Consider the following 18,839-nt stretch of genomic DNA (forward strand, 5'->3'; position numbering starts at 1 on the left):
CGTGCCTCCCGAATTATTTGGAGAGTATGACTATGGCGAAAGAGTTTGGTCGCCCGCAGCGTGTCTCGCAGGAGTTGCAGAAAGAGATCGCGATTATTTTACAACGTGAGATTAAAGATCCGCGCCTGGGCATGATGGTAACCGTGTCTGGCGTCGACGTATCCCGCGATTTAGCCTATGCCAAAGTGTTCGTCACCTTCCTTAATGATAAGGATGAAGACGCGATTAAGGCGGGCCTGCGCGCATTGGGCGACGCATCTGGTTATATCCGCACTCTACTGGGTAAAGCCATGCGCCTGCGTATCGTGCCGGAGTTGACCTTCTTCTACGATAATTCGCTGGTTGAAGGGATGCGGATGTCAAACCTTGTCACTAACGTAGTGAGAAACGACGCCGAGCGTCGCGGTACTGCGGAAGAGGACAAGGAGGAAGAGTAATGAGTCGCCCTCGTCGTCGTGGACGTGATATTCATGGCGTGTTGTTATTGGATAAACCTCAGGGCCTGTCCAGTAATGACGCGTTGCAGAAAGTGAAACGTCTGTTTAACGCCAATAGAGCCGGGCATACCGGCGCGCTTGATCCACTGGCGACCGGTATGTTGCCGATTTGCCTTGGCGAAGCCACTAAGTTTTCCCGTTACTTGCTTGACTCAGATAAACGTTATCGCGTAATTGCGCGCCTTGGGCAGCGTACCGATACCTCTGATGCTGACGGTGCGGTGATTCAGACGCGTCCTTTGCAGTTTACCAGCCAGCAGTTGGAGCAGGCGCTGGAGAGTTTCCGGGGCGAAACTCTGCAGGTTCCCTCGATGTATTCAGCGCTGAAACACCAGGGGCGCCCGCTGTATGAATATGCGCGTCAGGGCATTGAAGTACCGCGCGAGGCGCGCAGCATCGTGGTGTATGAGTTGCAATTTATTCGCCAGCAACAGGATGAGCTGGAGCTGGAAATCCACTGTTCGAAGGGAACCTATATCCGCACCATCATTGATGATCTCGGCGAAAAGTTAGGCTGCGGCGCGCATGTAATTATGTTACGTCGTCTGCAAGTGGCTACCTATCCGCTAGAACGCATGATCACGCTGGAGGCGTTAAATGCGTTGGCGGCGGAGGCCAGCGAGCAGGGGCTCGCGCCGGGTGAGAAGTTGGACGCATTGCTAATGCCGATGGATAGTCCGGCCGCTGCTTTTCCTGAAACGAATCTATCTGGCGTGGTCGCCGCCTATTTCAGGCAAGGCCAGCCGGTACAGGCCGCCGGGTTACCGTTAACAGGTTTGGTGCGAGTAACCGAAGGCGATGAACGCAAGTTTATCGGTATGGCGGAGATTGATGATGCCGGGCGTCTGGCGCCGCGTCGCCTGGTGGTTGAATATTCTGATTGAGTCATTTGCCATCGCATCTGGCTGAGAGTAGAATAATGCGGCTTTACATGGGGTCGCTGAATTAGAGATCGGCACCCTTACATTCATTTAAATTTTGGAGTTTTACTATGTCTCTAAGCGTAGAAGCTAAAGCAGAGATCGTTGCTAAATATGGTCGTGGCGCTAATGACAGCGGTTCTACTGAAGTTCAGGTAGCCCTGCTGACTGCTCAGATTAACCACCTGCAAGGTCACTTTTCTGAGCACAAAAAAGACCACCACAGCCGTCGCGGTCTGCTGCGCATGGTATCCCAGCGTCGTAAATTGCTGGACTACCTGAAGCGTAAAGACGTTGCACGTTACACCAGCCTGATCGAAAGCCTGGGTCTGCGTCGCTAAGTCTGAAGAATCTGTTCAACGGGGCGATTGCGTTAACCTGCAAAAAAACATCACTGAAGAACAGATTTGTGCGAGTTTCGCTAAAAAGGGGCCTTTGAGGCCCCTTTTTTCAAGCAGGCGGCAGCAATCCTGCACAATTTAATGTATTGTTGCTGAGTGTGATCTTCAGTTGCAGAGGTTCGCGCGGCTAATGAGAGGCTTTATCCTCCATGAGAGAGAGGAGTAAAGGTTGTCATTAGTCGCGAGGATGCAAATGAAGGTTAAAAATCCACAGTTGGTGCGTTTTTACGCGCTGGCTAAGCGTTAAGGATATTATTTTGCTGAACCCGATCGTACGTAAATTTCAATATGGTCAGCATACCGTAACATTAGAAACCGGTATGATGGCGCGCCAGGCAACGGCTGCCGTAATGGTAAGCATGGACGACACCGCTGTGTTCGTTACCGTTGTTGGTCAGAAAAAAGCGAAACCCGGCCAGGATTTTTTCCCGCTGACCGTTAACTATCAAGAACGTACCTATGCCGCTGGCCGTATCCCGGGCAGCTTCTTCCGTCGTGAAGGCCGTCCGAGCGAAGGCGAAACGCTGATCGCGCGTTTGATTGACCGTCCGGTTCGTCCGCTGTTCCCGGAAGGCTTTGTCAATGAAGTGCAAGTTATCGCCACTGTGGTATCGGTAAACCCACAGGTTAACCCGGATATCGTGGCGATGATCGGCGCTTCTGCGGCGCTGAGTCTGTCTGGTATTCCGTTTAACGGTCCGATTGGTTCCGCACGCGTCGGTTATATCAATGACCAGTATGTACTGAACCCGACCGTTGATGAAATTAAGCAAAGCAAACTGGATCTGGTGGTTGCCGGTACGCAGGGCGCGGTGCTGATGGTGGAATCTGAAGCGGACGTGCTGAGCGAAGAGCAAATGCTCGGCGCAGTGGTGTTCGGTCACGAGCAGCAGCAGGTGGTTATTGAGAACATTAACTCGCTGGTAGCCGAAGCGGGCAAACCGCGTTGGGAATGGCAGCCAGAGGCCGTGAATCAAACGCTGCATTCGCGTATTGCCGCATTGGCGGAATCGCGTTTGAGCGATGCTTATCGCATCACGGAAAAACAAGAGCGTTACGCTCAGGTTGATGTTATTAAATCCGAAACCATCGCCGCCCTGTTGGCGGAGGATGCGTCTCTGGATGACGCTGAAATCAGCGATATTCTGCACGCGATTGAAAAGAACGTGGTTCGTACCCGTGTTCTGAATGGCGAGCCGCGTATTGATGGCCGCGAAAAGGATATGATCCGTGGCCTGGATGTGCGTACTGGCGTGTTGCCGCGTACTCATGGTTCCGCGCTGTTTACGCGTGGCGAAACGCAAGCATTAGTGACCGCGACGCTGGGCACCGCGCGTGATGCGCAGAACCTGGATGAGCTGTTAGGCGAACGTACTGACAACTTCCTGTTCCACTACAACTTCCCTCCGTATTCCGTTGGTGAAACCGGGATGGTAGGGTCGCCGAAGCGTCGTGAAATTGGTCACGGCCGTCTGGCGAAACGTGGCGTATTGGCGATGATGCCGAAACTGGAAGAATTTCCGTACACCGTACGTGTGGTATCGGAAATTACTGAGTCCAACGGTTCCTCTTCAATGGCTTCGGTGTGCGGCGCTTCTTTGGCGCTGATGGATGCCGGTGTGCCGATCAAAGCCGCCGTGGCGGGTATCGCAATGGGTCTGGTCAAAGAGGGCGACAAATACGTCGTGCTGTCTGATATTCTCGGCGACGAAGACCACCTCGGCGATATGGACTTTAAAGTAGCTGGTAGCCGTGATGGGATTACCGCGCTGCAGATGGATATCAAAATCGAAGGTATCACGCGCGAAATCATGCAGGTTGCGCTGAATCAGGCGAAGGGTGCGCGTATGCATATCCTGGGCGTGATGGAGCAGGCGATCAGCACGCCGCGTGGCGATATCTCTGAGTTTGCGCCGCGTATTCATACCATTAAGATCAATCCGGACAAGATCAAAGATGTGATTGGTAAAGGTGGTTCGGTCATCCGTGCGTTGACTGAAGAAACCGGCACCACCATTGAGATCGAAGACGACGGTACGGTGAAAATCGCCGCAACCGACGGTGATAAAGCGAAGCATGCGATTCGTCGTATCGAAGAAATCACCGCTGAGATCGAAGTGGGACGTATCTATAACGGTAAAGTAACCCGTATCGTTGATTTCGGTGCCTTTGTGGCTATCGGCGGCGGTAAAGAGGGCCTGGTACATATTTCTCAGATCGCAGACAAACGCGTTGAGAAAGTGACTGACTATCTGCAAATGGGTCAGGAAGTACCGGTCAAGGTACTGGAAGTAGATCGTCAGGGACGCGTTCGTTTAAGCATCAAAGAAGCGACAGAGCAAACCCAGCCGGAAGCAGCGGCTGTGGTTAATCCTGAAGCGGAGTAAGCGTTAGATCACTGGTTCTCCCCCATTGTGAGGGGAGAACAGTTTCATCGCGAGGTCAGGATACCTTGTGCAGGACAGGCGGATGGCAGGATGTTCATCCCAATGTTGGTATTCGGGAGTGGGAAATGAAGCCTTTTTTGCGCTGGTGTTTCGTTGCGACAGCTCTAACGCTGGCAGGATGCAGCAACTCGGATTGGCGTAAGAACAACGTGATGGCAGTTCCTCTGCAGCCGACACTGCAACAGGAAGTGATCCTGGCACGCATGGAACAAATTCTTGCCAGTCGCGCCCTGACCGATGATGAACGCGCACAGCTATTATATGAGCGCGGAGTGTTGTATGATAGTTTAGGTTTGCGGGCACTGGCGCGAAACGATTTTTCGCAAGCGCTATCCATCAGACCGGATATGCCTGAAGTATTCAATTACTTAGGCATATATTTAACGCAGGCGGGCAACTTTGATGCCGCCTATGAAGCGTTTGATTCTGTACTTGAGCTTGATCCAACTTACAACTATGCGCATTTAAACCGTGGTATCGCCCTCTATTACGGCGGTCGATACAAGTTAGCGCAAGATGATCTGCTGGCGTTTTATCAAGACGATCCTAACGATCCTTTCCGTAGCCTATGGCTATATCTCGCCGAACGCGAGATAGATGCCGACAAAGCGAAAGTCGCGCTGAAACAGCGTTATGACAAAGCGGCAAGAGATCAATGGGGATGGAATATTGTCGAGTTCTACCTGGGCGACATCAGTGAAAAAACGCTGATGGAACGTCTCAAGGCGGACGCAACGGATAACACCTCGCTCGCTGAACATCTCAGTGAAACTAACTTCTATTTAGGTAAGTACTACCTAAGTCTGGGGGAGAAGGACGACGCGGAAGCGTTGTTCAAACTGGCGGTCGCAAACAACGTAAATAATTTCGTTGAGCACCGATACGCATTGTTGGAACTGGCGCTGTTAGGCCAGTCGCAAGACGATCTGACAGAATCTGACCAGCAATAGCTGACGAACAATTTTAGCCCATTTTTTTAAAAGTCATCGCCTTACCGGGTGAGGGCCTTTTTGTTCGTCGAATCATCTAATTTGAGCCGGTTCACACTTTTCAATGAAAATGACTGAATATTTTCACGACGAGTTATGTAGACTGGCCGCCGCAATCTAAGAGGCACGTGTACTACATGACTGATATCCAAACCACTTTTGCTGACCTTGGCCTGAACGCCGACATCCTCGAATCACTGAACGGTATGGGCTACGTTAAGCCATCCCCAATCCAGGCTGAGTGTATTCCTCACCTGCTGGCGGGCCGTGATGTGTTAGGTATGGCGCAGACCGGGAGTGGTAAAACCGCAGCTTTCTCGCTGCCGCTGTTAAACAACATTGACCCTGCGGTCAAGGCACCGCAAATTCTGGTGCTGGCCCCAACTCGCGAACTCGCGGTTCAGGTAGCTGAAGCCGTGACCGAATTCTCTAAACATATGCGCGGCCTGAACGTCGTGGCCCTGTATGGCGGCCAACGTTATGACGTGCAACTACGCGCTCTGCGCCAAGGCCCACAGGTTGTGGTTGGTACGCCTGGCCGCTTGCTGGACCATTTGAAACGCGGCACGCTGGATCTCTCTAGCCTGCGCGGTTTAGTGCTGGATGAAGCAGACGAAATGTTACGTATGGGCTTCATCGAAGACGTTGAAACCATCATGGCGCAGATCCCGGAAGGTCATCAGACCGCGCTGTTTTCAGCGACCATGCCGGAAGCTATTCGTCGTATTACCAAACGCTTTATGAAAGATCCGCAGGAAGTGCGGATCCAATCGAGCCTGACCACGCGTCCGGACATTAGCCAGAGCTACTGGACCGCTTACGGTCGTAAAACAGATGCGCTGACTCGTTTCCTCGAAGCGGAAGATTTTGATGCGGCGATTATTTTCGTGCGTACCAAAAACGCAACCATGGAAGTGGCGGAAGCATTGGAGCGTAGCGGTTATAACAGCGCCGCGCTGAATGGTGACATGAACCAGGCGCTGCGTGAGCAGACCCTGGAGCGCTTGAAAGATGGTCGTCTGGATATTCTGATCGCGACAGACGTGGCGGCTCGTGGTCTTGACGTTGAGCGTATTAGCTTGGTTGTTAACTACGATATCCCGATGGATGCGGAATCATATGTTCACCGTATTGGCCGTACCGGTCGTGCGGGGCGCGCAGGCCGTGCGTTGCTGTTCGTTGAGAACCGCGAGCGTCGTCTGCTGCGTAACATTGAACGCACCATGAAGCTGACGATTCCTGAAGTGGAATTGCCCAATGCAGAACTACTGAGTCAGCGTCGCTTGGCTAAGTTTGCTGGTAAAGTTCAGCAACAACTGGAAAGCAGCGATCTTGATCAGTACCGCGCGCTGTTAGCTAAGCTGCAACCGGAAGATGAACTGGATATGGAAACGCTGGCTGCCGCATTGCTGAAAATGGCGCAAGGCGAACGTCCGCTGATCCTGCCGCCGGATCCGGCTCCGCGTCCGCGTCGTGAATTCCGCGAGCGTGATGATCGTCGTGGCGATCGTCCGGAGCGTGGCGCACGTGATGGCGACCGTCCACGTCGTGAGCGCCGTGAAGTTGGCGATATGGAACTGTATCGTATCGAAGTGGGCCGTGATGACGGTGTTGAAGTTCGTCACATCGTCGGCGCGATTGCCAACGAAGGCGACATCAGCAGCCGCTACATCGGTAACATTAAGCTGTTTGCATCGCATTCGACCATTGAGCTGCCGAAAGGCATGCCGGGCGATATCCTGCAACACTTTACCCGCACGCGTATTCTCAACAAGCCGATGAATATGCAACTGTTGGGTGACGCGCAGCCGCGTGAACGCGGAGCAGAGCGTCGTCCGGCTGCGGGCGGACGCGGCGGTTTCTCCGGCGAGCGTCGTGAAGGTGGCCGTCGTTTTAGCAACGATCGTAACGATCGCGGCGGCGAACGTCGTGGCGGTGGTTTCAACCGTGATGGCGGTAACCGTGGCCCGCGTCGTGATGAAGGCGGCAACGCGCCGACCCGTCGTCGTGATGCGTAATCGCCAGCATTAAGTAAGTAGAAAAAAACCAGCCGTCCGGCTGGTTTTTTTATTATCTGTAACGGACGATCTTTATCGTTTAACGACCACCAGTAATCAGCACCCGCTCACCGCTCACATAAGCCGACTCATCCGATGCCAGAAACAACGCGACACGCGCCACATCTTCCGGTATGCCAAAGCGCCCAAGCGGTGTGGCTGCCAGCAGCTTAGCCTTTAACTCAGGATTAATCGCTTTAGTGGCTAACAACCCTTCGGTGAGAATACAGCCCGGCGCCAGAGCGTTAACGCGAATATTCCTTCCTCCCAATTCACGCGCCAGCCCTTGGGTTAACGTATCAATAGCTCCTTTAGTGGATGCCCATAATGTCATTCCCACCGTTGCGTCCTGGCTATCCAGCGCGCTCAGGTTAATGATACAACCGCCGCGATCGCCAAATGCACGGGCCGCCTGCTGGCACATCAACATCGTCCCCAATACATTTACCGCGAAAGCGCGCTGCATCTGCGCTTCCGTCATCGTCTCAAAGGGGCCGTAATGAAAGATACCGGCATTATTCACCACGATATCCAGCGCCCCATAACGCTCCAGCGTGACGGAAACCAGGCGTTTCACTTCATCCGCGCGTGAAATATCGGCCTGCACCGCAATCGCTTCGCCGCCCATCCCTTCGATATCGCTAACCACATCCGCTGCGCCGACCTCATCGGATAAATAATTCACTACGACGCGTGCCCCGACGGAGGCGAAGTAGATAGCGATACCCGCACCGATACCTTTTGAGGCGCCGGTCACTAACGCAATCTTGCCTTCAAGTGCTTTCATCATGCTCCTCCTGACCCGGTTTAGCGGCTTGGTGTCTTTAACAAAATATGCTATTTATTGCCCATCAGGAGTTAGCGCAATCCTGCAAGCTTTTTGCACAATCCTCCAAATCTGGCCGCCGCTTATTCTTTCCCGCCGCGGCTTGCGTAGAATGAAATATCCCTTTCCTCCAACCTCTACGGGCTTTCTCAATGAATCCATCGTGTTCGCAATGGCAAGAACTGGTCAGCCTGGTAGGCCGGTTTATTACCGAAGATGGCCGGAAAAATACGGCGATTGATTTTCTCTCGTTTGGGCGTAGTTCCGAGCCTGCGCATCCGGTCTATGTATCGCAATGGGCTAGCTTCGCGTTGATGGCGCAGGGCAGTAAAACCATTCGGCTGAGCGATGAGCTGTATCACTATGGGCCGGGGGATTTATTGCTGGCAACGATGAACATGCCGGTACGCTCATGCCTGACCAGCGCCACGCCGGAAAAGCCTAACTTGGGTGTGGTTATCTCGATCAATGAAGAGCGTCTACACGCGTATTTGGACAAACTGCGCCTGAATGAAACGCTGCCGCTAGGGAAAACCGAGCGAGGGATTACCGTGAATAAAGTCTCAATGGAACTGCTGGATGCGGTACTGCGGTTGATCAAACTGCTGGAGCGTCCACAGGATATTCCCGCGCTGGCGCCGTTGATCGAGCAGGAAATATTTTATCGGCTGCTAACCGGGCCTGAGGGCTCCCGCTTGTTAAATATGATCATGACCGAGCGGCCAGGTAACAAAGTGGCGAAGGCCGCGCGCTGGCTACGGGAGAATTTCCATCAGCCGCTGAAAGTTGAACGCCTGGCAAGTAGCGTCGGCATGAGTATCTCTTCGCTGCATCACCATTTCAAAGCAGTCACCGCAATGACGCCGATGCAATACCAGAAACAGTTACGGCTAAACGAGGCGCGACGCCTTATGTTACTAGAAAGGGTGGATGCCGGTACCGCCGGTTACCGCGTGGGATACCAAAGCGCCTCGCAATTTAGCCGCGAATACAGTCGCTTTTACGGCGCTTCACCGGCGCGCGACATCAAAATGTTGGCGGTCGAGGCCGGGACGAATCGCCCCGGCCAGTGATTACATTTCGCTGGCGGCCTGGGCGGCTAACTCGAAGGAGTGTAAACGCGCTTCGCGATCGAATATCTGGCCATTGATCATGACTTCATCAGCCTGTGTTTCACGAATCAATGCAGACAGACCCTGACGCACTTTCTCTTTATCGCCCACCACGGACATACTGAGCGCCTGCTGTACGCCGTATTGTTCAGAAGGCGACCAGATATTATCCATATTCTCCACCGGTGCGGGCAGCGGCCCCGGTTTACCTTGGCGCAGATTAATAAACTGCTGCTGCATAGAGGTAAATAAGAAACGTGCGTCGCGATCGCTATCGGCGGCGACCACGTTAATACACACCATGGCATACGGCTTTTCTAAACGCGCGGAGGGCTGGAAGTTGCTGCGATACAGGTGTAGTGCCTGGAAGAGCATATCCGGCGCGAAATGGGAGGCGAAGGAGAAAGGCAGGCCAAGCTGCGCCGCCAACTGAGCGCTGTACAGGCTGGAGCCCAGCAACCAAACCGGAATCTTAAGCCCTAAGCCAGGCACCGGCTGCACCGGGAATGGTTCACCGTCTTCGGCATCAAACCAACGGATCAACTCTGCGACATCATCCGGAAAACTGTCCGGCTGGCCGTTACTCAGATGGCGCCGCAATGCCATCATGGTTCGCTGATCGGAACCCGGCGCGCGGCCCAGCCCCAAATCAATACGCCCCGGATAGAGCGACTCCAGCGTACCGAACTGTTCAGCAATCACCAGTGGCGCATGGTTTGGCAGCATCACACCGCCGGAACCGAGATGCAGCGTCGTGGTATGAGCCGCCAGATAGCCGATCAGCACCGAGGTAGCGGCGCTGGCGATACCCGTCATATTATGGTGTTCTGCTAGCCAGTAGCGGTGATACCCAAGCTTTTCCGCTAGCTGAGCCAGCGACAGCGAAGTTTGAAAGGCCTCCCGGGCAGAAGAACCTTGTGGAATCGGCGCCAGGTCAAGCACCGAAATCGGAACGGTTTTTTTCTCAGACATATCGACTCACTTGTTCGTCTGTGCTGGCAGGCGAATAGCTTCGCCTGCTAATGATGCACCTCAGTATTGCCGATCATTACCCATAATAAAACTGCATTTATTTTTAGGGTTTTTATTTAACAAACGTTAATTAAAGTTAGTTTGGCTGTAATGCCAGGCCAGCAATATTGTGCCAATACCCATTACAATCATTACGTTGCGCCATCATGAGCGGCGTTTTTCCCTGCTCATTCGCGCGGAAACGGTCAATCATGGTCAACGTTTGCGGCGTTTCCGGCGACAAGCGAATGATGTCCACCAAACCCTGCATACCAATAAGATCGTTACCCAAGTTATAGCAGTAGCCGCTCATGGTTTGGATACCGTTTAGCACGAACACTTGCTGATTTTCTTGTGACAGCACCCGGCGCCCTTGTGGATAGCGAATACAACAGGTTTCACATTCATCTTTTGGGCGGTTTTCCGAACGCGCGGTAAAGCAGCGCGCAGAGTAAGCTAACGGTAAATAGCCATAGCTAAAGACTTCCACTTCAAACTGTCGACGTATTCCCAGCTCATCACATTGGCGCAACACGTTAACCAGCCAATCGCGTGACAGCTCAACCGGCATACACCAGCGCATCATGCCCTGTTTCAACAGTAGGCGTAGTGTGACCGCGTTATAGCAGTTCAACGCATGCCCGGCGACAAAGGGTAAGGTTTTTTCCGCCGCCATATTGACGGTGCCGAAATCATTCGCTTCAATCAGAAATTCGCCGTTATCGACAAAGCGCTTAATTTCACTCAGTTCTGACGGCGATTGCACCAGCGACAACGTGCTAAGCACTACTTGCTTGCCGCTACCGGCCAACTGGCGCGCAATCTCAAGCCAGTCGCCAAATTTGGTGGCGCGCCGTTTACTGCAAACCGCCTCACCGAGATAAATTACATCAGCACTGCTGGAAGCCGCCGCTTGATAAAAGTTCTCTAACTCACTCTTCGGCCAGTACCATAACACTGGCCCTAATGCATATTTCATTGCCTTTCCTACTGCCATTTGCGATGGTAAGCGCCGAGCGTGGTCTGGGTGCCTTCTGACAGCGCGCCCAATTCTGTCATCCAATTTTGCTGTACGTTAAAGTGCGCCGGATCGCTAGCACAACGATCGATCGCCTGACGCCAAATCTTCGCCACTTGCGCCACATAAGCCGGACTACGCTGGCGGCCTTCAATTTTTACCGAAGCGATATTGGCCTGCATTAGCTCGGGCAGGAGTTCGAGGGTATTCAGGCTGGTCGGTTCTTCGAGCACGTGGTAACGATTGCCGTCCACCTGATAACGCCCTTTACAGAGCGTGGGATAGCCCGCATTTTCTCCGGCATCGTAGCGATCAATCAGTACCTCATTGAGCCGCGACTCCAGGCCGTGCGGCGTCTGTTGCCAACGCACAAAACGCGCCGGTGAGCAGGCGCCCACTGTGTTGGGCGACTCCCCGGTCAGCCACGAAGAGAGATAGCAACGCCCCTCTGCCATAATGCACAGGCTACCGAAGGCGAAAACTTCCAGCGGAACCGGCGTCACGCGCGCCAACTGACGCACCTGATGGATTGATAGCACCCGCGGCAATACCACGCGTGCAACGCCAAAATGCCGCTGATAAAATTTTACCGCCTCCAAATTGGTAGCTGAGGCTTGAACGGAAACATGGCGTTCAATGTGTGGATAGCGCTCGGCGGCATATTCAAGCATCGCTAAATCGGCCAGAATCAACGCATCGGCGCCGATGTCCGCCGCGCGGTCAACGGCATTTTGCCAGCGAATATAACCATCGGGATGTGCAAAAGTGTTAATGGCGATATGGAGTTTACGCCGGTGTTGATGCACAAAACGCGATGCCTCCTGCAGGCGCTTATCCGTAAAGTTTAGCCCGGCGAAGTGGCGGGCATTGGTATCATCTTTCAGGCCAATGTAGACAGCATCCGCACCGTTCTCGATGGCTGTCTTTAGGGCGGGGAGGTTTCCCGCAGGGCAAAGAAGTTCCATGATTTCTCTCAGGAATGGCTGATAACAGCCCCCGAGTGTAGACAAGCTGCTGACGACAAATTTTGATTTAAGGCAGCGAATGGCGTATTGATCGGGTAGCAGGAAGTAATTGACCTTACCTTCGCACATTTTGTTGATCCAACTTGTCCGATGACTTTTCCTGGTGTGGCAAAATAGCCGAAATTTTTCGTAAGGAGTGAAGAACTGTGTTGAACCAGCTTCGTGCGCAATGCGTTAGCAAAGGCCCGGCAATGTTGCGATTTCCGTTGCGGCTGACCCCTTTCACGGTAAAAAAAGTGGTGCTGCAACAACTCCTGAATTGGCAATTTCGTCATGCGGTAGAAGAAGGTGAGTTAGACTTTTTAACCGGTCGCTGGCTGGGCGTGGAGATCACCGATCTGGCACTCAACTGGGCGGTCAGTCTGGATGACGAAGGGCGGTTACAGGTCGCCCTCCGTGAGCAGGCGGATGTCTGGTTTCGCGGCAATGCCAATGATTTAGTGTTGGTCGCGGCGCGCAAAGTGGATCCGGATACGTTATTTTTTCAGCGTCGTTTAGTGATCGAAGGCGACACGGAGCTGGGGCTGGAAGTGAAAAATTTGATGGATGCGATTGACCTGGATGCCATGCCGGGGCCTTTGCGCATCGGATTATTGCAATTGGCTGATTTTGTTGAGGCCGGATTGAATGAGGACGCGATATCCCAAGGGAATCGCGCAGGTGAGTCATGTTAATTCGTACGGAAATAGGGGTTGATGCCGCAGGTATCGATAGCCTGCTACGCCGCTGCTTTGCCACCGGCGCGGAAGCGGATTTAGTGCATCAACTACGTGAAGACGGTCAACTGACCCTTGGCGTGGTAGCCACCGATGATGAAGGTCAGGTCTTGGGATACGCGGCTTTCAGTCCGGTCACCTTGCAGGATGAAGATCGGGGATGGGTGGGGCTAGCGCCGCTGGCGGTTGATGAAAGCGTTCGTCAGCAGGGGATTGCCCGGCAATTGGTGTATGAAGGGTTGGACTCGCTGAACGAATTTGGCTATGCCGCCGTGGTGGCGTTGGGCGACCCGGCGCTGTTTGGGCGCTTTGGTTTTTCCCCCGCCGCGCGTCATCAACTGCATTGTAAGTGGCCCGGCACCGAGGCGGCTTTCCAGGTGCATAAACTGGCCGATAATGCTTTTGAGGGTGCCAGCGGTTTAGTGGAGTATAGCGCGCACTTTAATCGTTTCGATTAGCTAACCACGTCTCCAGTGAAACCGGCTGTTGCTCAATCAGCCGAAGCTTCTCCCGGCGCGTTAGCTGTTTCACCTGATATTCCAGCCGGGATGCGCTGGCGCGATCGCCCGCCTCACAGCTAAACAGCAGATGTAAAGGCCCCTTACCGCGCAGCGCCTTGGCGCCTTTACCGCTCTGATGCTGCTGAAACCGCCGGGCAATATCATTTGTAATGCCGGTATAGAGCGCGCCTGCAGCGGTACTCAGGATATAAAGCCGCCAGCTTGCAATGCCCGCCTTCTCCATCTTGTTTCCCGTCGTTTTGGTTTCGGGCATTCTAACGGTATTCAAAACTGTGTGCCATATGGCACAGTATTGCCTTTACCTCCCGGCGGAGAGCGCTATTTTGTCCGATCTGAACCACATTCTGGGTTATCTCAAAAAACAGCATGTCCTTTCGCTCTGTGGGCGCAGTGAGGACGATCTATGGTGCGCCAACTGCTTTTACGTGTTTAATCAGCAACAGATGGCGTTTTGGATCATGAGTGAAACGCATACCCGGCACGGTGAGTTGTTGGTTGCCGATCCGCGCGTGGCGGGCACGGTTAACGGGCAGACACGCACCGTCATGTTGATTAAGGGCGTCCAGTACCGTGGGCGAGCGTCTCTCCTGCAGGGCGCGCAGGAAAGTGAGGCGCGAGCAGCCTATTGCCGCCGCTTTCCGGTGGCGCGCAGCGCATCCGCGCCGTTATGGGCGATTTCGCTGGATGAGCTAAAAATGACCGATAACACGCTGGGGTTTGGCAAAAAAATGATCTGGCGGCGCGAAGCTGGCCCGGCAGAGCCAGCTTGCTGAGGCGCGAGGATTAGGTCGTCGCGTTTAGGATACGTAATGATTCGCGGTTAAAGGCGGGGAGATCATCAGGGGTTCGGCTAGTGACCAGTTTGTCGTCATCTACCACGACTTCTTTATCATAAAAATCAGCGCCCGCATTTTTGAGATCAATCGCAATGGCTTTTACGCAGGTCATTTTGCGACCGCGCACGCCGTTCGCGCTAATCAATAATTGTGGGCCATGGCAAATGGCGAATATCGGTTTGCCGCTGGCGACAAAGGTTTTGGTAAAATTGACGAAGCGATCGTCACCACGCAGGCTATCCGGCGAGTGCCCGCCTGGTAGTAGCAAGGCGTCAAATTCAGCAGGGTCGACATCATCAATGCCTTTATCAATCTTAACCTGCGCTTCACCTTGCTTACCGGTCACGGTTTTACCGGCCTGTACATCAATGGTCACCACTTGATGGCCCGCCTGAGTATACGCTTGTGCCGGAGAGGTAAATTCAGAGTCTTCAAATTCATCGGTTATTAGTACCGCAACTTTCTTGCTCATTTTTCCTCCTGGTTGTCCGGGGTTACGGTTTAAGTCTGGTTGAGTATGCTAAGAATGCAACGTCATGCCACGGATTTATCTGGTAAATAGATAATAAACAGCGGGTTGGTTAGGCTGTCGGTGGTAACAAGCTGTGTCTATCCCCGGAAAAAAGGGGGGGGTGCCGAAAGGAATCGCGGTAAAACGTAAACCGGGTCGCAGTGACGAATAAAAAATTCGTGTACTATCGCACTCTATCGCCGGTTCTCCACCGGGTCGTTATTCAGGTTGAATACGGACGCTAATCATGTCGCAACTTACCTCTTCTCGCACCGGGCTGGCGCGCATTGCCTGGTGGAAGCCGCTGCTCTTTTTGGTGGTAGTGGTCGCCGGTCTTTGGTATGTCAAATGGCAACCCTATTATGGCAAAGCCTTCAGCGCCGCTGAAACGCACAGTATTGGTAAATCTATCCTCGCTAATCCGGCGGCGCATCCCTTTCGCGCAGCCTGGGATTATGCGCTGATCTATTTTCTCGCCGTCTGGAAAGCGGCGGTGCTTGGCGTCATTTTGGGCTCATTGGTGCAGGTTTTGATACCGCGTAACTGGTTACTAAAAACGTTAGGATCACGGCGGTTTTCTTCTACGTTGTTCGCAACAGTGCTTTCATTGCCCGGCATGATGTGCACCTGCTGCGCGGCGCCAGTAGCGGCGGGGATGCGTAAATCATCGGTTTCGGTTGGTAGCGCACTGGCGTTTTGGCTGGGTAATCCGCTGCTTAATCCTGCTACGTTGGTATTTATGGGCTTCGTGCTTGGCTGGGGATTTGCTGCAGTACGTTTGGCGGCAGGGCTGGCAATGGTGCTGGGTATCGCCAGCGTGGTGCAAAAATTGACGCCTGCTGCCACGGTCACGCTTGATGCGCCGCTAGCTGGCGCCATTGTGGAGCAAGACGAAGGATCGTTTATTGGGCGTTGGGCCAGTGCGCTGTGGATTTTGTTCTGGAACACCATTCCGCTGTATATCATCGCGGTGCTGGTTCTTGGTGCGGCACGCGTATGGCTGTTCCCACACGCTGATGGCGCGGTCGGCAACACCTTGTGGTGGGTGATAGCGATGGCGATTGCGGGCTGCCTGTTTGTGATCCCCACGGCGGCGGAAATTCCTATCGTGCAGACGATGCTGGTCGCCGGTATGGGTATTGCGCCAGGCTTAGCGCTGCTGATGACTTTACCGGCGGTGAGCGTGCCGTCATTAATGATGTTGCACAAAGCGTTCCCGGCGAAAGCACTGTGGTTAACGCTCGGGCTGGTGGCGTTAAGCGGAATCATCGTTGGCGGCGTGGCGCTGGTGGTTCTGTGACGTTAACCGATTAACGTAGGTAATGGATCACCTGATTGCTGCTGCCGCGCCACGGCAGCATGGGGTCTTTCAACGCTTGAATAAATTTGCCGTCTACCAACACATTAATTTCATCCACTACCTGTCGCTGCGCGGCACTGAGTTGATCAAGGCTATAGCCGGTCCAAAGCCAGATGTCTTTATCCGGACACTCACGCCGCACGCGTTTTACCAGACGTAAAACATCCGGCACGTTAGCCGGATGCAAGGGATCGCCGCCGGAGAGCGACAGCCCCTGGCGTGGGATGCGCGTATCGCGCAGATCGCGCAGTAGCCGCTCTTCCATCTGAATCGTAAACGGAACGCCAGAATTAAGTCGCCAGGTGCTTTTGTTATAGCAACCTGGACACTGATGCTCGCAGCCCGCGACAAACAACGTACAACGTGTGCCGGGGCCATTTACGATATCAACCTCGTAATATTGGTGGATGTTCACCCAAGCTGCCCATTGTCGAGATGTTTGACCCGTCGTTTCACTTCTTCCTGTTTACCAGCATTGAAGGGCCTGGCGTCCGGGCTGCCCAGATAGCCGCAGACGCGACGTGTGACTGAAACACGCGCAGCATCGTGGTTGCCGCATTTCGGGCAGGTAAACCCTTTGCTGGTACAGTCAAACTCACCGGTAAACCCACACTCATAGCACTCATCAATCGGCGTGTTGGTGCCGTAATAGGGCACCCGGCTATAGCTGTAATCCCAGACATCTTCCAGCGCTTTAAGGTTGTGCTGAATATTGGGATATTCGCCGTAACAGATAAAACCGCCATTCGCGAGCGGTGGATAGGCCGCCTCAAAGTCGATTTTGTCGTAGGGATTCACCTTTTTCTCCACGTCGAGGTGGAAGCTGTTGGTGTAATAGCCTTTATCGGTAACACCTTTCACGATGCCGAACCGGGCGGCATCCAGCCGACAGAAACGGTCGCACAGATTCTCGCTGGGCGTGCTGTAGAGGCTAAAGCCGTAGCCGGTTTCCGCTTTCCAGCTCTCTACCGCAGCGCGTAAACGCGTGACAATCGCGACAGCTTTCTCGCGTAGCGCCGGGCTGTCATACAGATGAATCGCGCCGCCGCTCAGCGCATTAATGGTTTCATGCAGGCCGATGTAGCCCAGTGAAATCGAAGCGCGCCCGTTTTTAAAGATACCGGCTACGTTATCGTCTGCCTGCAACCGCACGCCACAGGCGCCTTCCATATACAAAATCGGCGCCACGCGCGCTTTGGTATTTTCCAGGCGCACAATACGTGTCATCAGCGCTTTTTTCGCCAACGCCAATCGTTCATCCAGCAATGACCAGAAGCGAGACTCATCACCGGCCGCCTCCAACGCAATACGCGGCAAATTCAGGCTAATCACACCGATGTTATTGCGGCCATCGTGAACCTGCTCGCCATTCTCTTCATAGACGCCGAGGAAACTACGGCAACCCATTGGCGTTTTAAATGAGCCGGTAACCTTAACGACCTGGTCATAATTAAGAATATCGGGGTACATACGTTTACTGGCGCACTCTAATGCCAACTGTTTTATATCGTAATTAGCATCGCCGGCATGGCGGTTAAGCCCCTCGCGTACCGCAAACACCAGCTTAGGAAACACTGCGGTTTTGTGATTTTTACCTAAACCGGCAATGCGGTTTTGCAAAATAGCGCGTTGGATCAGACGTGCGGACCAACTGGTGCCGAGGCCAAAGCCGAAGGTAACAAATGGCGTCTGACCATTGGCGGTATGCAGAGTGTTGACTTCGTACTCCAGCGACTGAAAGGCATCAAAGCACTCTTTTTCAGTGCGAGTATGCGCGTAACGCTCTTTATCGGTAATTTGCCACTCATCGGCCACCGCGCGATGTTTGGCTAAGCTAGCCTCAACAAATGGCGCCAGCACTTCGTCAATACGATTGATGGTGGTGCCGCCATAAATATGGCTGGCGACCTGAGCAATAATTTGCGCGGTCACCGCCGTGGCGGTCGAAATTGATTTTGGCGGCTCAATCTCGGCATTGCCCATCTTAAAACCGTGGGTCAGCATGCCTTTTAGGTCAATCAACATGCAGTTGAACATCGGGAAGAACGGCGCGTAGTCCAAATCGTGATAGTGAATCTCGCCGCGCTCATGGGCGCTGACTACCTCGCGCGGTAAGATATGCTGCTGCGCGTAATGCTTCGCCACAATACCGGCGAGCAGATCGCGTTGAGTAGGAATAACCTTGCTGTCTTTATTGGCGTTTTCATTTAACAGCGCCGGGTTACTTTGTTCGACCAGACCGCGAATGGCTTTGTTCAGCTTGCCGCGTTGTTCGCGGGCAATATCACGATCATGGCGATACTCAATATAAGTTCGGGCCAACTGCGGGTAGCGCCCAGCCATCAGGAGGTTTTCTACCGCATCCTGAATTTCGTGAATATCGACCCGATCGCGGCCCGCCACTTTTTCACTGACCTGCTGTGCGACGCTGGCGCAATAATCATTATCGTTAATCTGCGCGGCCTGCGCTGCGGCCATAATCGCGTCACATATCCGTTGTTGATCAAAAGCCACCTGACAACCATCGCGCTTCACCACCACCGTTGTTAGCACCGTCGATCTCCCTTTGAAAAGTCTATATGTAGAATGTGG

At 53.5% G+C, this 18,839-nt stretch carries 20 protein-coding genes; 12 read left to right on the forward strand and 8 right to left on the reverse strand.

Features of this window, described 5'->3' with window-relative positions; genetic code table 11:
- The first annotated feature begins 32 nt into the window (after positions 1 to 32).
- The 7 genes from rbfA (at position 33) to PMPD1_RS02660 (ending at position 7,272) form a co-directional block, all read left to right on the forward strand.
- Positions 33 to 437: a 30S ribosome-binding factor RbfA gene (gene rbfA / locus PMPD1_RS02630; RefSeq protein ID WP_173636088.1), complete on the forward strand. Its 405-nt coding sequence runs from the start codon at positions 33 to 35 to the stop codon at positions 435 to 437.
- Positions 437 to 1,381 (forward strand): tRNA pseudouridine(55) synthase TruB, encoded by a 945-nt coding sequence (gene truB, locus PMPD1_RS02635; protein ID WP_173632581.1) that lies wholly within the window; start codon positions 437 to 439, stop codon positions 1,379 to 1,381. Before rbfA ends, truB begins: the two co-directional genes overlap by 1 nt.
- 107 nt (positions 1,382 to 1,488) lie before the next feature.
- Positions 1,489 to 1,758, forward strand: a complete 270-nt coding sequence (gene rpsO, locus PMPD1_RS02640; protein WP_010615981.1) for a 30S ribosomal protein S15 — start codon at positions 1,489 to 1,491, stop codon at positions 1,756 to 1,758.
- A 317-nt stretch (positions 1,759 to 2,075) separates the two neighbouring features.
- On the forward strand, positions 2,076 to 4,205 hold the full coding sequence (gene pnp / locus PMPD1_RS02645) for a polyribonucleotide nucleotidyltransferase (RefSeq protein WP_173632582.1): 2,130 nt from the start codon (positions 2,076 to 2,078) through the stop codon (positions 4,203 to 4,205).
- A 125-nt stretch (positions 4,206 to 4,330) separates the two neighbouring features.
- Complete coding sequence (gene nlpI, locus PMPD1_RS02650) at positions 4,331 to 5,215, forward strand: lipoprotein NlpI (protein ID WP_173632583.1); 885 nt, start codon at positions 4,331 to 4,333, stop codon at positions 5,213 to 5,215.
- Between the two features lie 103 nt (positions 5,216 to 5,318).
- Positions 5,319 to 5,375 (forward strand): protein YrbN, encoded by a 57-nt coding sequence (yrbN, locus tag PMPD1_RS02655; protein WP_173636089.1) that lies wholly within the window; start codon positions 5,319 to 5,321, stop codon positions 5,373 to 5,375.
- 16 nt (positions 5,376 to 5,391) lie between these two features.
- Positions 5,392 to 7,272 (forward strand): DEAD/DEAH family ATP-dependent RNA helicase, encoded by a 1,881-nt coding sequence (locus PMPD1_RS02660; protein WP_173632584.1) that lies wholly within the window; start codon positions 5,392 to 5,394, stop codon positions 7,270 to 7,272.
- A gap of 79 nt (positions 7,273 to 7,351) precedes the next feature.
- On the opposite strand, the gene PMPD1_RS02665 is transcribed toward PMPD1_RS02660, so the two are convergent.
- Positions 7,352 to 8,098, reverse strand: a complete 747-nt coding sequence (locus PMPD1_RS02665) for an SDR family NAD(P)-dependent oxidoreductase (RefSeq protein ID WP_173636090.1) — start codon at positions 8,096 to 8,098, stop codon at positions 7,352 to 7,354.
- A gap of 191 nt (positions 8,099 to 8,289) precedes the next feature.
- Here PMPD1_RS02665 and PMPD1_RS02670 point away from each other — a divergent pair, with 191 nt between their 5' ends.
- Positions 8,290 to 9,210 carry an AraC family transcriptional regulator gene (locus tag PMPD1_RS02670; protein ID WP_173632585.1) on the forward strand — a complete coding sequence of 307 codons (921 nt, stop codon included), beginning with the start codon at positions 8,290 to 8,292 and terminating at the stop codon, positions 9,208 to 9,210.
- Here PMPD1_RS02670 and PMPD1_RS02675 read toward each other — a convergent pair whose 3' ends face one another.
- The 3 genes from PMPD1_RS02675 to ubiU all read right to left on the reverse strand — a co-directional run bounded on the left by PMPD1_RS02675 (position 9,211) and on the right by ubiU (position 12,243).
- Positions 9,211 to 10,221, reverse strand: a complete 1,011-nt coding sequence (locus tag PMPD1_RS02675; protein ID WP_173632586.1) for a luciferase-like monooxygenase — start codon at positions 10,219 to 10,221, stop codon at positions 9,211 to 9,213. It lies immediately after the preceding gene.
- Positions 10,222 to 10,357: 136 nt separating this feature from the next.
- The gene (locus tag PMPD1_RS02680) at positions 10,358 to 11,239 is read right to left on the reverse strand and encodes a U32 family peptidase (RefSeq protein WP_173632587.1); all 882 of its coding nucleotides are present in this window, start codon (positions 11,237 to 11,239) and stop codon (positions 10,358 to 10,360) included.
- An 8-nt stretch (positions 11,240 to 11,247) separates the two neighbouring features.
- Complete coding sequence (ubiU, locus tag PMPD1_RS02685) at positions 11,248 to 12,243, reverse strand: ubiquinone anaerobic biosynthesis protein UbiU (protein WP_173632588.1); 996 nt, start codon at positions 12,241 to 12,243, stop codon at positions 11,248 to 11,250.
- Between the two features lie 206 nt (positions 12,244 to 12,449).
- On the opposite strand from ubiU, the gene ubiT reads away from it, so the two are divergent.
- Positions 12,450 to 12,977: a ubiquinone anaerobic biosynthesis accessory factor UbiT gene (gene ubiT, locus PMPD1_RS02690; RefSeq protein ID WP_173632589.1), complete on the forward strand. Its 528-nt coding sequence runs from the start codon at positions 12,450 to 12,452 to the stop codon at positions 12,975 to 12,977.
- Positions 12,971 to 13,477 carry a GNAT family N-acetyltransferase gene (locus tag PMPD1_RS02695; protein WP_173632590.1) on the forward strand — a complete coding sequence of 169 codons (507 nt, stop codon included), beginning with the start codon at positions 12,971 to 12,973 and terminating at the stop codon, positions 13,475 to 13,477. Before ubiT ends, PMPD1_RS02695 begins: the two co-directional genes overlap by 7 nt.
- On the opposite strand, the gene PMPD1_RS02700 is transcribed toward PMPD1_RS02695, so the two are convergent.
- Positions 13,461 to 13,763 carry a GIY-YIG nuclease family protein gene (locus PMPD1_RS02700; RefSeq protein ID WP_354292745.1) on the reverse strand — a complete coding sequence of 101 codons (303 nt, stop codon included), beginning with the start codon at positions 13,761 to 13,763 and terminating at the stop codon, positions 13,461 to 13,463. The genes PMPD1_RS02695 and PMPD1_RS02700 overlap by 17 nt on opposite strands.
- A gap of 100 nt (positions 13,764 to 13,863) precedes the next feature.
- On the opposite strand from PMPD1_RS02700, the gene PMPD1_RS02705 reads away from it, so the two are divergent.
- Positions 13,864 to 14,313 carry a YhbP family protein gene (locus PMPD1_RS02705; RefSeq protein ID WP_173636092.1) on the forward strand — a complete coding sequence of 150 codons (450 nt, stop codon included), beginning with the start codon at positions 13,864 to 13,866 and terminating at the stop codon, positions 14,311 to 14,313.
- 10 nt (positions 14,314 to 14,323) lie between these two features.
- Here the strand turns inward: PMPD1_RS02705 and PMPD1_RS02710 are convergent, their stop codons facing one another.
- Positions 14,324 to 14,848: a type 1 glutamine amidotransferase domain-containing protein gene (locus PMPD1_RS02710; RefSeq protein WP_173632591.1), complete on the reverse strand. Its 525-nt coding sequence runs from the start codon at positions 14,846 to 14,848 to the stop codon at positions 14,324 to 14,326.
- Between the two features lie 286 nt (positions 14,849 to 15,134).
- Here PMPD1_RS02710 and PMPD1_RS02715 point away from each other — a divergent pair, with 286 nt between their 5' ends.
- The gene (locus tag PMPD1_RS02715; RefSeq protein ID WP_173632592.1) at positions 15,135 to 16,187 is read left to right on the forward strand and encodes a permease; all 1,053 of its coding nucleotides are present in this window, start codon (positions 15,135 to 15,137) and stop codon (positions 16,185 to 16,187) included.
- A 10-nt stretch (positions 16,188 to 16,197) separates the two neighbouring features.
- Here the strand turns inward: PMPD1_RS02715 and nrdG are convergent, their stop codons facing one another.
- Positions 16,198 to 16,662: an anaerobic ribonucleoside-triphosphate reductase-activating protein gene (gene nrdG / locus PMPD1_RS02720; RefSeq protein ID WP_173632593.1), complete on the reverse strand. Its 465-nt coding sequence runs from the start codon at positions 16,660 to 16,662 to the stop codon at positions 16,198 to 16,200.
- On the reverse strand, positions 16,659 to 18,800 hold the full coding sequence (nrdD, locus tag PMPD1_RS02725; protein ID WP_173632594.1) for an anaerobic ribonucleoside-triphosphate reductase: 2,142 nt from the start codon (positions 18,798 to 18,800) through the stop codon (positions 16,659 to 16,661). Before nrdD ends, nrdG begins: the two co-directional genes overlap by 4 nt.
- Positions 18,801 to 18,839 lie beyond the last annotated feature (39 nt).

It is taken from the genome of Paramixta manurensis, from assembly GCF_013285385.1.
GTDB lineage: Bacteria > Pseudomonadota > Gammaproteobacteria > Enterobacterales > Enterobacteriaceae > Paramixta > Paramixta manurensis.